The sequence below is a fragment of the Sporacetigenium sp. TC11 genome, from assembly GCF_058146105.1.
Genome location: NZ_JBYVNY010000001.1, coordinates 544,503 through 561,090, shown reverse-complemented (window position 1 = coordinate 561,090; position 16,588 = coordinate 544,503). Strand labels below are relative to the sequence as shown.

The 16,588-nt window shown below is 30.0% G+C and carries 9 protein-coding genes; all 9 read left to right on the top strand.

Annotated elements, in window-relative coordinates:
• Positions 1-157 precede the first annotated feature (157 nt).
• Positions 158-3,427, top strand: coding sequence for an immunoglobulin-like domain-containing protein (locus tag ACUSRV_RS02610; RefSeq protein WP_490140355.1), 3,270 nt, complete (start codon positions 158-160; stop codon positions 3,425-3,427).
• A 148-nt stretch (positions 3,428-3,575) separates the two neighbouring features.
• On the top strand, positions 3,576-5,123 hold the full coding sequence (gene ptsG / locus ACUSRV_RS02605; protein ID WP_490140354.1) for a glucose-specific PTS transporter subunit IIBC: 1,548 nt from the start codon (positions 3,576-3,578) through the stop codon (positions 5,121-5,123).
• Positions 5,124-5,366: 243 nt separating this feature from the next.
• Positions 5,367-7,223: an S-layer homology domain-containing protein gene (locus ACUSRV_RS02600; RefSeq protein WP_490140353.1), complete on the top strand. Its 1,857-nt coding sequence runs from the start codon at positions 5,367-5,369 to the stop codon at positions 7,221-7,223.
• Between the two features lie 152 nt (positions 7,224-7,375).
• Positions 7,376-9,097, top strand: a complete 1,722-nt coding sequence (locus ACUSRV_RS02595) for an S-layer homology domain-containing protein (protein ID WP_490140352.1) — start codon at positions 7,376-7,378, stop codon at positions 9,095-9,097.
• An 80-nt stretch (positions 9,098-9,177) separates the two neighbouring features.
• A complete protein-coding gene (locus ACUSRV_RS02590) occupies positions 9,178-10,977 on the top strand; it encodes an S-layer homology domain-containing protein (protein WP_490140351.1) in 1,800 nt (599 codons plus the stop codon).
• 83 nt (positions 10,978-11,060) lie between these two features.
• Positions 11,061-12,869: a DUF4127 family protein gene (locus tag ACUSRV_RS02585; RefSeq protein WP_490140350.1), complete on the top strand. Its 1,809-nt coding sequence runs from the start codon at positions 11,061-11,063 to the stop codon at positions 12,867-12,869.
• A gap of 60 nt (positions 12,870-12,929) precedes the next feature.
• On the top strand, positions 12,930-13,961 hold the full coding sequence (locus tag ACUSRV_RS02580; RefSeq protein WP_490140349.1) for an S-layer homology domain-containing protein: 1,032 nt from the start codon (positions 12,930-12,932) through the stop codon (positions 13,959-13,961).
• 94 nt (positions 13,962-14,055) lie between these two features.
• On the top strand, positions 14,056-15,087 hold the full coding sequence (locus tag ACUSRV_RS02575) for an S-layer homology domain-containing protein (protein ID WP_490140348.1): 1,032 nt from the start codon (positions 14,056-14,058) through the stop codon (positions 15,085-15,087).
• Between the two features lie 223 nt (positions 15,088-15,310).
• On the top strand, positions 15,311-16,465 hold the full coding sequence (locus tag ACUSRV_RS02570; protein WP_490140347.1) for an S-layer homology domain-containing protein: 1,155 nt from the start codon (positions 15,311-15,313) through the stop codon (positions 16,463-16,465).
• Positions 16,466-16,588: the final 123 nt, after the last annotated feature.

Genomic DNA, 16,588 nt, shown 5'->3' with positions numbered 1-16,588 from the left:
TTGTGCATCCTTTTTATGTTAAAGTAAATATTGGCACAATATACTTAGTTATTTAATATATGAATATAGTGTTTTACTACTATTAAATATAATTATTAACATTATATGGTATAATTTATAAAGAAGATAAATTTTAAATATAGTTGGGGGCATTAGGTTGAAAATAAATAAAAAATTTACAGCTTTAATATTATCTACAACGATGATATTATCAAGTACATCGGGTCTATTGACATATGCTGAAGAACAAAGTATTAGCGATTATAACCAGAGTACTTATGAAGAAAATAACGGAGTAGATATAACTGCACCGGTGCTAGACGTTGAGAGTTTGAATGTAGATAAAAAAGAAGCCAGGGATGGAGATAGGGTAAATATAAGTTTAAAAGCAAGTGATGATATATCGGGAATAAAATATGTATCATTATATTATGAGATGCCAATTACAGGTAAACCTCAATATGTACCAATGACATATAACAGTGAGAAAGATATATATGAAGGATATATAGATACAGATAATACTACGGAATCCGGAGAATGGAAAATAGATTTTGCATATATCAAAGACAACCAAGATAATGATGTCTTTATATATAACTCAAATATAAATAATTATGGAGACATAAGAGAAAATCTTAGTGCGGGAGATTTTACCGTAAGTGGAACAAGTGCAGATATAAGTGCACCAGTATTAGATGTATCAAGTTTAAATGTAGATAAAAAAGAAGCTAAAGATGGAGATAGGGTAAATGTAAGTTTAAAAGCAAGTGATGATATATCGGGAATAAAATATGTATCATTATATTATGAGATGCCAATTACAGGTAAACCTCAATATGTACCAATGACATATAACAGTGAGAAAGATATATATGAAGGATATATAGATATAGATAATACTACGGAATCTGGAGAATGGAAAATAGATTTTGCATATATCAAAGACAACCAAGATAATGATGTCTTTATATATAACTTAAATATAAATAATTATGGAGATATAAGAGAAAATCTTAGTGCGGGAGATTTTACCGTAAGTGGGACAAGTGCAGATATAAGTGCACCAGTATTAGATGTATCAAGTTTAAATGTAGATAAAAAAGAAGCTAAAGATGGAGATAGGGTAAATGTAAGTTTAAAAGCAAGTGATGATATATCGGGAGTAAAATATGTATCATTATATTATGAGATGCCAATTACAGGTAAACCTCAATATGTACCAATGACATATAACAGTGAAAAAGATATATATGAAGGATATATAGATATAGATAATACTACGGAATCTGGAGAATGGAAAATAGATTTTGTATATATCAAAGACAATCAAGATAACGACGTCTTTATATATAACTTAAATATAAATAATTATGGAGATATAAGAGAAAATCTTAGTGCGGGGGATTTTACAGTTATATATGAACAAAATCCTACTAAACCAATTGAAGGAGTTACTACGGTAAATAATAATGAATACTGGACTAATAAAATTATAAATGGAGATCTATATATAGGACCTAAAGCAGTTTTAACTATAGGAGGCAATGTAACTGTAAATGGAAATATATATGTAATGGGTGCCCTAAGATCTTACGGAGGATTAGTTCTAAATGGGAAATTATATGGGAGATATATGTCCTGGGGTGGAAGTCCAACTTTATATAACGGAACTATTGTTATAAGTGGAACTAATTATATATCAAATTTCATTATGACCTCATATCCGGTACAAGATATACCTATAAGAGGAGATGCGGCATCCGTAACTGATGGAAATCTAAGCTTAAAAGGGGCTACTGTTCCTGTTGTAGATATGTATATAGAAGGACAAAATGTATATGTAAATAATAATGGAGTATTTGACTTAAAAGATATAAATATAGGTAATAAAGATAAAATAACAATAGAATTTAAAACAGTGTTTGGAAATACAATAAGTAAACAATACTATGTAGTTAATGGTAATATAAATGAACAACCAGTAATAACTGCAAGTGATATAACACTAAAAGTTGGAGACTCATTTGATATACTAAGTGGAGTAAGTGCAGATGACAAAGAAGATGGAAATATAACAGATAAAATAGAAGTAGTAAAAAATGAAGTAGATACAACAAAAGAAGGAATATATGAAGTTGAATATAAGGTAGCAGACAGTCAAGGAACTAGTATAACAAAGGCAATAAAAGTTACAGTAAGAAGTAATGAAAAGCCAGTAGTGATTGCAGAGGATATAATACTAAAAGTTGGAGATACGTTTGAGCCATTAGATGGAATAAATGCAAGTGATAAAGAAGAGGGGGATATAACAGCAGATATAAAGATAAAAGAAAACACAGTAGATACGTCAGTTGCGGGAATATATAAAGTAGTATATGAAGTAAGTGATAGTGATGGTAACACAATTACAAAGGGAATAAATGTAACAGTAAACAGTATACCAACAATAAGTGCAAGTAATATAATATTAAAACTAGGAGATATATTTAACTCATTAGATGGATTAAGTGCAAGTGACCAAGAAGATGGAGATATAACATCTAAAATAGAAATAGTGAAAAACACAGTAGATACAACCAAGATAGGGGAATATGAAGTAGTTTATAATGTAGTAGATAGTAAAGGAGCAAGTACAACAAAAACTATTAAAGTAACTATAAGAAGTAATGAAAAACCAGTGATAACTGCAAGTGAAAAAACACTAAGAGTTGGATATCAATTTGACCCAATGAAAGACGTAAGTGCAAGTGATAGCGAAGATGGAGATATAACAGCAGATATAAAGATAAAAGAAAATACAGTAAATACATCAATTGCCGGAACTTATAAAGTAGTTTATGAAGCAAATGATAGTGATGGAAATACAGTAACAAAGGAAATAGAGGTAAGCGTAATGGGAAGAATAATCGAACTTATGGATGTGATAACTCATTGGGCTAAAGATAGTATAGAATTATTTGTATCTAAAGGATATGTAGGTGGATATGCAGATGGAACATTTAGACCTAATAATTCAATAACTAGAGCTGAGTTTGTAACTATATTTAATAAAGCATTTGGATTAACTCAGTTAGGTGGAAAAGTATTTAGTGACACGAAAACCCACTGGGCTAAAGATGAAATAGACATAGCTGTAAGCAATGGAGTATGTAATGGAAAGTCAGCAACAGAATTTAAGCCAAATGACCCGATAACAAGAGAAGAAGCATCTGTAATGATAGCTAACTATAAGAAACTATCAGATACAAATTATGATAAAATAAACAAATACAATGATAATAATCAAGTATCTAACTGGGCTAAAAGTTCAGTAGAAGGCATGATAGAAAATGGATATATGGGCGGATATAGTGATGGAACATTTAAGCCCAAAGGTAAAATAACAAGAGCAGAAGCAGTAGTAACTTTAAGCAGAGTAAAATAATAAGTTTAGAAAAAGAGGTTATCTAAAATGGTTTTTAAAATCATTGAGATATCCTCTTTTTATATTAAAATTGAATAAAAATATATATTAAGCAAATATTAATGGTTAGATATGATAAATTTTGTATTTAAAAGGAGAATTACATATTATGAAATTACTTCAACGTATAGGTAAAGCATTTATGGTTCCTGTTGCCTTACTTCCAGCTGCAGGGTTACTACTTGGCTTTGGAGCTGCTATGCAAAACCCAGATGTTTTGGCTATAATACCATTTTTAAAAGGTGGTTTTTGGCAATTATTTGCATCTGTTATAAAAAATTCAGGTGAAATAGTATTTGCCAACTTACCTTTATTGTTTGCATTAGGTGTTGCTTCTGGTTTAACTGGAGACAAGGGCGTTGCAGGTCTTGCTGCCGCCATAGGATTTCTAATAATGAATGTAGTTATGGGAATACTTATGCCAACTGACTTATCGCAATATGCATACGGTACTGTATTAGGTATAAAAACATTAAACTCAGGGGTGTTTGGTGGTATATTAGTAGGTTTAGTCGCCGCTTATTTATATAATAAGTATTACGACATAAAATTCCCTGATTATTTATCTTTCTTTGCAGGGCCTAGATTTATACCTATAATAACTGCCTTAGCAGGTATAGGACTTGGTATATTAATGGCATTTTTATGGCCTCCTGTTGGATCTGCTATAAGCGCGATAGGTTCTGTAATTGCTGCTGAAAATGCAAATCCAATATATATATTTGTGTATGGATTGATAGAAAGATCTTTAATACCATTTGGTCTACATCATATATTCTATTCACCACTTTGGTTTACTGGTGCTGGTGGCACTTGGACAGATCCGGCTACACAAAAGGTGTTTATGGGAGATGTTAATATATGGTTTGGCCAATGGGCTGCTGGTGCTAATCTTACAGCAGGTAGATTTATGTCAGGTAAGTATCCATTTATGATATTTGGTTTACCTGCAGCAGCATATGCAATGTATAGAGCTGCTAGACCTGAGAAGAAAAAAATAGTAGGAGGACTTTTATTATCAGCTGCTCTTACAACATTTTTAACTGGTATAACTGAGCCACTAGAATTTACATTCTTATTTGTTGCTCCAATATTATATGTTATACATGCATTACTTGCTGGTTTATCATTTATGTTGATGTACATGTTTGATGTGCACATGGGTATGACATTCTCTGGAGGTCTTATAGACTTTATATTATATGGACTTCTTCCTGGACCAGCAAAGACTAATGCATGGACAGTAGTAATAGTAGGTTTAATATATATGCCTATTTATTATTTCTTATTTAAGTTTGCTATAGAAAAATGGAACTTAAAGACACCAGGTAGAGAAGATGAAAATGAAGTTGTCAAGTTGTATTCAAAGGAAGATTATAATAAAAGAGGCGAAGGAAATTCTGATAAAATGGGTGATGATGAACAAGCAGCCCATATATTAGAAGCTCTAGGTGGAAAAGAAAATATAGAAGTATTAGATGCTTGTATAACTAGACTTAGGGTTAATGTAGTAGACCCGAGTAAGGTTGATAAATCTAGGCTTAAATCTCTAGGTGCAGCAGGGGTTCTTGAAGTTAAAGGTGGAGTTCAAGCTATATTTGGACCTAAATCAGATCAAATAAAAACTAGAATACAAAATATAATGGATAGAAAATAATAAATATACAAGGTAAATATTACAAGAAAGGCAGAAATTATTAAATTTCTGTCTTTTTTTATTATAATTATTTTATATTATAAATTCATATAAACAATCATAAATAAACTAATTAAAAGTAACAAAAAAATTACATTGTCGAAAAAATGCGGAAATTGACTACAATTTCTGTATTTTTTTTGTTATAATGTAAATAGGTGTAGTATTTTATATAATAAATTCTTTATAGAAGGGGGACATTAAATGCATATAAAAAAAATCACTTCAACTGTAATAGCTACAATTATTGCATTATCTATTAGTGCAACTAGTATATTTGCAGATTCTACAGCAATGGTAAATTCACCAACATTAAATGTTAGAACTGGACCTGGTACAACTTATACGAAGATAACTACTATAGATAAAAATGACACTGTAACCATATTAGAAGGATCAAAGGGATGGTATAAGGTAAGATTGAGTAATGGGCAAGAAGGTTGGGTTTCTAGTGAATACGTAACAGTACAAGGAAATAATGATATAGTAGATTATACTCAAGTAAGTATAACTTTAGATGAATATATAGATTCTCAAGTAGAGAGAACAAATACATCTGTAGAAACGCTAAAATCATATATAGATCCTAATAATTTAACAATTGAAGATAAACAAACTTTTATGCAGTTTTTAAAGATAGATAAATTTAGAGAAATTGATGTTCAAGGATTAAATACCTATTTAAATAATATTACAGTTAGTTCAGGGAAAACTAATATATTTTATAACAAAGGACAAGTATTTGTAGATGTAGCTAGAAAATACAATATAGATCCTATTTATTTAGTTGCACATACTTTACATGAAACTGGATTTGGAATGTCAAATTTAGCACAGGGGTATTATGTTGTATTAGGTCCTGATGGAAAAGCCATAAGAGATATAGTTGAGATAAAAGATAGTGAAGGCAATGTAACAAAGACTATAAGTTATGTTAGATTGAAGGATTCTAGTACACCAACTGATGCACAAACTGTTAAAGTTCATAATCTTTTTGGTATAGGAGCAGTAGATTCAGCAGTTATACCAGGAGGTACAACAACTGCATATGATAATGACTGGACATCTATTCCAGCTGCAATAGATGGATCTGCTAAGTGGATTAGAGATGGTTATATATATAGATCATCATATAATCAAAATACTGTATATAAGATGAGATACGATTATGTAGGAAAATGGCATCAATATGCAACTGATATAGGATGGGCAAATAAAGTATCAGAATATATGAATGAGTTATCTTATTTATATGAACCAACTAATTTAGAGTTTGAAGTACCAAAATATGCAACTCCATCATACACGGTACCTGTAATAGGTGATGCACCAATAGAAACAAAATATGTTTATAATATTGAGAGTGTAAATGTAAGAACAGGACCTACTTCTAGTTTTAGAGATGTAGGAGATTTAGCAAAAAACACTGCAGTTGAAGTTTATGGTTATACTTCAAATGGATGGGCCATAACTAAGATCAATGGAGAGGTAAGATATATATATAATAATTATTTAACATATACAAAGCCGGCGATTATAATTATAAACTTTGAAGATATACAGTCTCATTGGGCAAAAGCTTCTATTGAGCAATTTGTATCTAAGGGATATGTAAATGGATACGATGATAAAACATTTAGACCTAATAATTCAATAACAAGAGCTGAGTTTGTAAAGATACTAAATAAATCATTTGGATTGACTATAACAAGTGGAAAAGTATTTAGTGATACAAATAATCACTGGGCAAAAAATGAAATAGATATAGCATTTACAAATGGAGTATGTAATGGAAAAACTGCAACAGAATTTAAGCCAAATGATCCAATAACAAGAGAAGAAGCAGCAGCAATGATAGCTAATTACAAAAAATTATCAGACACAAATTATGATAAATCAAATAATTATATAGATAAAAGCCAAGTATCTAGCTGGGCTAAAGCTTCAGTAGAAGGTATTACAGAAAAAGGATATATGAGCGGATATAGTGATGGAACATTTAGGCCAAAAGGCAAGATAACAAGGGCAGAAGCAGTAGTGACATTAAGTAGAGTTGAGTAATAAATCAATATAAATTGTCAATAAAAAGTAACAAAAAAGTTAAATTGTCAAAAAAGTACAGAAATTGACTTCAATTTCTGTACTTTTTTGTTATAATATAGTATATAATATTTTATTTTATAAATGTTTTATTTATATTAAGGGGGAAAAACATGCATATTAAAAAGATTACATCGATTTTATTAGTTGGAATGATAATATTATCTATTAACTCCAACAATGTATTTGCAAATACTTCACAAATAAATACAAGTAATGAGATATATTCAACAGTAGCGCAAGAAAATGAAGACATAGTAAGCAAGGTTGAAGTAAGTTTAACTTTAGATGAATATATAGATTCACAAATAGGGGGAGTTAATACATATACAAAATTAAAAGAAAAGATAGATCCTAATAATTTCACTGTGGAAAACAAACAAACTTTTATGCAATTTTTAAAGATAAATAAATTTAGGGAAATTGATGAACAAAGATTAAATACCTATTTAAACGATCTTGGTGAACCAGAGAATAACATATACTATGATCAAGGACAAACATTTGAAGATGTAGCTAGAAAATATAACATAGATCCTATATATTTAGTAGCACACACTCTACATGAAACAGATTTTGGTAAATCACCTTTAGCACAAGGATATGATGTTGTATTAGACGAAAATGGTAATGCTGTAATGGATACAGCTGAAATAATAGGCAGTGATGGCAAGCCAAAAACGGTGAGTTATGTGAAATTGAGTGATACTAGTACTCCAGATAGTACTAAAACTATTAAAGTTCATAATCTTTATGGGATAGGAGCGGAGGATTTAGCACCTAAAGAAGGGGGAACAACAACTGCATACAAAAATGGATGGACATCAATTCCAGTTGCAATTGATGGTTCTGCTAAATGGCTAAAAGAAAATTATATATATAGATCAGATTATGGTGGAGGTCATAATCAAGATACTTTGTACAAAATGAGATTTGATTATGTAAAATATAGCGGCCATCAATATGCAACTGACATTGAATGGGCGACTAGTATATCGAATCATATGAATAATTTATCTGATTTTTATGTAACAAATAGCCTAGAGTTTGAGGTACCAGCGTATAAAGAGCCGTACACTATACCTGTAATAAATGAGCAACAAGAAACAAAGTATGTTAGTTATACCTATGCAAATATAAGAACAGGACCGAGCACTAACTTTAGAAAGGTAGGAGAGTTTCTAAAAGATACCCAAGTGAAAGTTTATGGTTATGTTTTAAACGATTCAGGTAAATGGGTAATTACTAAGTTTAATGGTGAGGTAAGATATATAAAGGATGAAAATCTAACAAGTGAAAAGCCACCAATTGTAATTATATACCTTAATGATATACAAGGTCATTGGGCTAAAGATTCTATAGATCAATTTGCTTCCCAGGGTTATGTAAATGGATATGCTAATGATTCATTTAAACCTAACAACTCAATAACGAGAGCAGAGTTTGTAACGATACTTAATAAAACATTTGGATTAACAACAACAGGTGGAAAGATATTTAATGATACTAAAACTCATTGGGCAAAAAATGAAATAGACATAGCTGTTACAAATGGCGTGTGTAATGGAAAATCAGCAACAGAGTTTAAGCCAAATGACCTAATAACAAGAGAAGAAGCAGCTGTAATGATATCTAATTACAAGAAATTATCAGATTCAGATTACGATGAGTTAAATAAATATAAAGATAAAGGCCAAGTATCTAACTGGGCTAAAAACTCAGTAGAAGGTATGATGGAAAAAGGATATATGAGCGGATATAGTGATGGAACATTTAGGCCAAAAGGAAAAATAACAAGAGCAGAAGCAGTAGTAACTTTAAGTAGAGTTGAGTAAAAATACAAAAAACACCTATAAAATTATAGGTGTTTTTTATTGGAGTGTTAAAATTGACAACTTTGTAGAGGAGATAAAGTATGCAAATAAAGAATTCAAAATTTAAAAATATAGTTATTAATATAGTCGTAGTATGTATGGTATTTTTATCAGGAACTAGTATATTTGCTAGTGGAGCTAATTTTAGTGATATAAATGGACATTGGGCCGAAAGTTATATAAATGAGTTTTCTAGCAACGGATATATAGGTGGATATAGTGATGGAACATTCAGACCTAATAATTCTATAACAAGAGCTGAGTTTGTAGCAGTATTAAATAATGTATTTGGCTTTGAACAAAGTAAGCAAGTAAGCTTTAAAGATGTAAAATCACAAGCCTGGTATTATGATGATGTATGCATAGCTGCGCAAGCAGGTTACATAAAAGGATATACTGACGGAACTTTTAGACCTAATGCAACTATAACAAGAGAAGAAGTAGCTTCTATAATAACTAGTATAAAGGATAAAAAAGATAGTAATTTAGATAAAATAATTAAGTATAAAGACTTTAATCAAGTATCTACTTGGGCTAGACCATCTGTAGAGGGATCTGTAGAACATGGGTATATGAGCGGATATAGCGATAACACATTTGGACCTAAAAAAGGTATAACTAGGGCAGAAGCTGTTGTTACTATATCAAGAACTCAAAAGCCTGAAATAAGTGATCCATATCCAGTGATAACAATGTACACTACAGCAGATTCATTAAATGTAAGATCAGGACCAGGATCAACCTATAGTATAGTAGGATCATTGATAAAAGGTACGGCTGTAGAAGTAGTAGGTGAAGAAGATGGATGGGCAAATATAAAATATAATGGATCTTATGCCTATGTTAGTAAGAGTTTTTTAACAGATATTAAGCCATCACAAAGCCCACTACCAATTCCAACTTCTACTCCATCATATGTTGATGTACCACAAAATCCAGGAGTTATAGATCCTATCCAAGATATTTATCAAGATAAAATAAATGTATCAAAGGTAAATAATAGTGGCTCTTTAGCTAGTTTAGAGATTACTACTAATGGAGAATTTGAAATAAGTTATCAAACTTATGCAAATGGAACTTGGAGTAATTGGTATAATGGGGGATCTGGTATAGAAGGTGTTAAGATAAATTTAACTGGAGCACCGTCTAATTATCATGTCTTCTATAGAACTAAAATTAAAAACCAAGGATGGCAAGGCTGGGTTAAAGATGGGGACATATCTGGTGAAATAGAAAATGGAAATGTTGTAGAAGATATACAAGTAAGAATTATAGTATCTAGTAATGCAGATAGTATGGTTAAGCCTACTATAGCTGTTGATATAGGCCATAATGTATCTCTTGCAGGTGCAATTGATGGTATATATAAAGAAAGCTATTTAAATAAGGTTATAGGTGAGAAGGTAATTTATAAACTTAGAAATAGAGGATATAATGTAGTAAATACTTTACCTAAAGGAAGTTATACTCAAAGTGGAGAGTTGGCTAAAAGAACTCAAATTGCAAATTCAAATGAAGTTGATAAGTTTGTTTCTATACATTTTAATAGTTCAGATAATCCAGATGCTAATGGAACTGAAGTTTTTTATTCAACTAAAACAGGATCATATAGTATGGCTAAATCAACAGTAGATAACATATCTAGTGCATTTGGATTTAGTAATAGAGGAGCTAAAGATGGAAGTCATTTAGCTGTTTTAAAAAATACAAATATGCCTGCTATATTAGTAGAAGGATGTTTTATAACTAGTAAAGTAGATATGGACAAGTTTATATTAAAGGGAAGTAACGCTTACGATATTATTGCTGATAATATAATAAGTGGGATTTTAAATAATTAAATTTTTATGTGTTATAATAATGGGAGAAGGCTTATGTCTTCTCTTTTTTGTAACTAAAAATAAGTTTTATTGAGGTTAAATATATGAAAAAGATAGTAGCAATTTTTTTAATAGGAATATTTATAAGTAGCATTATTTTTTTTCAAACTGAAAATAAAGACAATAATTTTCTAAGAACTGTGGCATATGTTCCGTTAGATGATAGACCAGTTAATTATGATAGAGTTATAATGGCAGGTGAAGCAATGGGAATAAAGGTACTTGTACCTGAATCAGATAATGATCCAAAGCCAAATTTATTTGCAACAAAACTAGATGGACAACCCCAAAACACAACTAATCTAAATTTAGGGTCACCTGATTTAATAGTAGATTGGCTTAGAGCTGTGACTGCTAATAATAATATTGATGGATATATAATAAGTGCAGACCAGTTAATGTCAGGTGGATTAGTAGGATCGAGATTAAATCATAATAAAATAGATGTAACTACTGAATTAAATAGACTTGAAATCGTGATGAGCATAATAGGAGATAAGCCAGTATATATGTTTGATTCAATAATGAGATTAGCAGATACAAATGGGTTTAATGGGTACACTGAAGAAATATACAATGCAACTAGAAAGTACAGTTCTTTAGAACGATGGAGAAAAACAAATAATGAAACCTTTGATATGAGTTTTAATGATGTAATAAATAACTATAATAAATCACCTAAGGGGGAGAATTTAGATTATAGTGGATTAACACTTGCTCAAAGAGATGATTACTTAGATTCTAGAGTAAGAAAGTTTAAATTAAACATAGAAATGAACAAGATACTAAACCAGTATCCAAAAGCTGAACTATACTATGGAGTTGATGATAGTAAAGGTAGAAATACTATACAGACAAATGAGATAGATTATTTAAAATTTAAAGAAGATGTACCTGATAATAATATAATGGCAGGTGCAGATGAAATGGGAATGTGTTTATTATCAAGATTTTCAGTGGATCAATTTTCAAATTATGGGTTAGGAAAAGTACCTAAAGTTAAAATAACATACTTTGGAAAAGGTCAAAATTTACAGGCAGATAATTATGATTATAACACTCTTGATAGTGGAGTTAGAAAGCATATATTAATAAGCGGTGGTCAAATAGTGAAAAATAGATATGACATGGAAGTATTAGTACTTACCCAATCTAATAAAACTGAACAATCTAAAAATGCTAATGACCTTAATATGAAGATTAATTATAATTCCAAAAAAAATATACCAACTGTTGTAATAGATGCTTCACTTAAAAGTGGAGAACTTCAAAGGTTATTATTCAATAATAAAAATACACCAAAATTATTATCATATAGTTCTTGGAATACAGTAGGAAATATGACTGGACTAGCAGTAGGACATGGCATAGGAAGATTAGCATTTATTGGTCTAGGAGATAAGGAAGCTTCCACTATAACTGGACTTAACGGACAAGTAAAATTATTATATACGGAATTAGCTAAAGATGTATCGTATTTCTTAGGGTCTAAAGATAAAGTAGATGAATATCTAGGACAATTAACTGGAGTGGACAAAGAGCTAATTAAGTCTAACTTTTATAAATATAACGTAAAAGAAGGCACTAGGATATATAACAATTTATTAAAAGAAGTTAATATTAAGACAAGTACATCAAAAGATAATGAATTTAGAATGAGTAGATTAAATACTATATTCTGTAGTCCATCAAATAGAGTTTTTAAGACATATAAAGGTCCTGATAACTATAGTTTTGCTCAGATAAGATGGATAAACTATCCAGGTGAAAATAATACGCAAGAAAGACAGATAACATATCCTTGGAATAGGAGTTTTGAAGTGAGAATTCCTATATCTGTGAGTTTTAAATAAAAATGCTTATCCTAAAAAACTCTAGAATAAGCATCCGAAGATAATAATAAGGGGGATCTTATGAAATTCAAAAAACAACTTATGACAATGGCCTTAGCCTTGGTGCTATTTCTGACTACTATTATAGTGCCAAAAAGTATTGCTTATGCAGAAGAAAATTTATATTTAGATGAGACAGATCCAAGCAATTATGCACTTACAACAAATAATATTGATAATGGGGATAATCTGCTACTTTTAAGAGATAAATATGAAGTCATACATGCTTTAATATATATTGACCATTCAAGTATAGATGCTCTATATAGAGAATTATCAATTGCATATGGAGGCAGTGATACTGATATAAAGTCAGATTATATTACAATTGAATTATATAAATATTATAATGGAAAGTTGACTATGGCAGATAAAGATTATTGGAATTTGGCAGATATAGATGAAGATGTACTCTCTGTGACAATTGATAAATCTTTATTTAATCAACAATATCTATATATTAGAGCAGGTGTTTCTGATAGTGTAGATGGAACAACATATGATGACGTAACATTATTTAAAATAGAAAATCCGTTTTATGTAAAAGATGTATCGGGTCATTGGGCAGAAGCTAGTATAAGAGATTTTATAACTAAAGGATATGTAGGTGGTTATAGTGATGGTACATTTAGACCTAATAATTTTATAACTAGAGGTGAGTTTGTAACAATATTGAATAAAACATTTGGAATAAATACAACAAGTGGAAAAATATTTAATGACACAAAAACACACTGGGCAAAAAATGAAATAGATAAAGCTGTAACTAATGGAGTATGTAATGGAAAATCAGATACAGAGTTTAAGCCAAATGATCCAATAACAAGAGAAGAAGCAGCAGTAATGATATCTAATTATAAGAAATTATCAGATATGAATTACGATAAAATAAATCAATATAAAGATAAAGGTCAAGTATCTAACTGGGCTAAAAATTCAGTAGAAGGTATAATAGAAAATGGATTTATGGGCGGATATAGTGATGGTACATTTAGACCTAAAGGAAAAATAACGAGAGCAGAAGCAGTAGTAACGCTAAGTAGAGTAAAATAATATAAATGTAGGAAATAGGAAAAATATGTAGAGAAAAACAGTCGATTTTATGATAAAATAAGCTGAAGATAATAATAAAAATAAGGGGGATCTTATGAAATTCAAAAAACAACTTATGACAATGGTCTTAGCCTCGGTGCTGTCAATTTCTACGATTATAGCGCCAAAAAGTATTGCTTATGCAGCAGAGGAACTAGATACGACAAATCCAAATAGTTATCAACTTATAACAGATGGAGATGAAGAAAGTGACTATGTAGTATTAAAGGATAAATATACAACTGAACATGAATTAGGATATCTTGGTTATGACGATATAGATAACACATATGGAGAATTAGATTTTTTCTATATGCCTAGCCAACTTGATCCAAAGTCAGATTATCTTACATTGGAATTATATAAAGATAATAATGGTACGTTAGCTAAGGAAGAGAGCTTTGAATTTGACATGACAGTTCTTGAATTTGAAGATTTTGATATACCTTATATAGAAATTGAGAAAAGTTTATACAAACAATCATATCTGTATTTTAAAATAGGAGTTGCTGATACTGAAGATGCAACAACATATGATGATTCTAAGTTATTTAAAATAGAAAATCCATTTTACAATGATGATATAGCAGGTCATTGGGCAGAAGCTAGCATAAGAGATTTTATGAGTAAAGGATATGTAGGTGGATATAGTGATGGTTCATTTAGACCAAACAATTCTATAACTAGAGCTGAGTTTGTAACAATATTCAATAAAGCATTTGGATTAACTACAACAAGTGGAAAAGTATTTAGCGATACAAAAACACACTGGGCAAAAAATGAAATAGATAAAGCTGTAACTAATGGAGTATGTAATGGAAAGTCAGCAACAGAGTTTAAGCCAAATGATCCAATAACAAGAGAAGAAGCAGCAGTAATGATATCTAATTATAAGAAATTATCAGATACAAATTATGATAAATTAAATCAATATACAGATAAAGGTCAAGTATCTAGCTGGGCTAAAAATTCAGTAGAAGGTATGATGGAAAATGGATTCATGGGTGGATACAGTGATGGAACATTTAGACCTAAAGGAAAAATAACAAGAGCAGAAGCAGTAGTAACATTAAGTAGAGTAAAATAAAAAATAGATTATTTTTTACCGTTTAACTTTACTATTAAATTAAAAGGAGTTGACCTTACGGTTGACTCCTTTTTTATGTAATTTTATATAAATTTGCTGTATTTTAATTAAATAAAAAGGAGAATAAGTGTAAATATAGAATTTATTAAGAGAATATTGGTCCAATATCTAACTAAATGGACTTGTATTATTATAATTAGGATATTTTAATTGGGAGGATTTTATGAAATTTAAAAAACAAATTATAACAATGGCCTTAGCTATGGTACTATCAATTTCGGCTATTATGGCACCTAGGAGTACTGCTTATGCAGCAAGTGAATCACAAGATGAGATTAAAAATGGATTGATAAACTTCGTGGAGGAATTAAATACTAAAGATGCTAGTGAAGTAGGTAGAGTAGAATTTCAGCATAAAAACATTGAACAAAGAACATATTCAGTTCAAGCAACTACAGGTACAGATTTGACAAATCCAAATAATTATAGACTTGTAACAAATGACTTAGAAAATACGGAGAATATGGTAATATTAATGGATGATTATATAGCTGCACATGTTATAGCATACTTTGATTATGATAACACTACTAAAGAATTAGGATTTGTATATGGAAGTAGTGTTCCTGATATAAAGTCAGATTATATTAATATGGAATTATATGCAGATAATAATGGGAAGTTAACTATGGTAGATAGTGGTTATTGGGACATGGCAGGTATAAGTGAAGATATCCTTGCAGTACCAGTTATCCCAGATTTATATAATAAAGCATATCTATACTTTAGAGTAGGCGTTGCTGATACTGTAGATGGAGCATATGAGGACTCAAAGTTATTTAAAATAAAAAATCCATTTTATGTAAAAAATGATATAGCAGGTCATTGGGCAGAAGCTAGCATAAGAGATTTTATGAGCAAAGGATATGTAGGTGGTTATAGTGATGGTTCATTTAGACCAAACAATTCTATAACTAGAGCTGAGTTTGTAACAATATTTAATAAAACATTTGGATTAACTACAAAAAGTGGAAAAGTATTCAGCGATACAAAAACTCATTGGGCAAAAAATGAAATAGATGTAGCTGTAAGTAATGGAGTATGTAATGGTAAATCAGCAACAGAGTTTAAGCCAAATGATCCAATAACAAGAGAAGAAGCAGCCGTAATGATATCTAATTATAAGAAATTATCAGATGCAAATTACGATAAAATAAACCAATATAAAGACAAAGGCCAAGTATCTAGCTGGGCTAAAAACTCAGTAGAAGGTATGATAGAAAAAGGATTTATGGGTGGATATAGTGATGGGACATTTAGACCTAAAGGAAAAATAACAAGAGCAGAAGCAGTAGTAACATTAAGCAGAGTAAGATAATAAATTATTAAATAATTAAAATAAGCAAAAAATCTATTGATAATTATATCAATAGATTTTTTAATTACAAGGATATTATAATTTAACTGGTTTGTGGAAAAGTTATAATATCCAACTTATAAG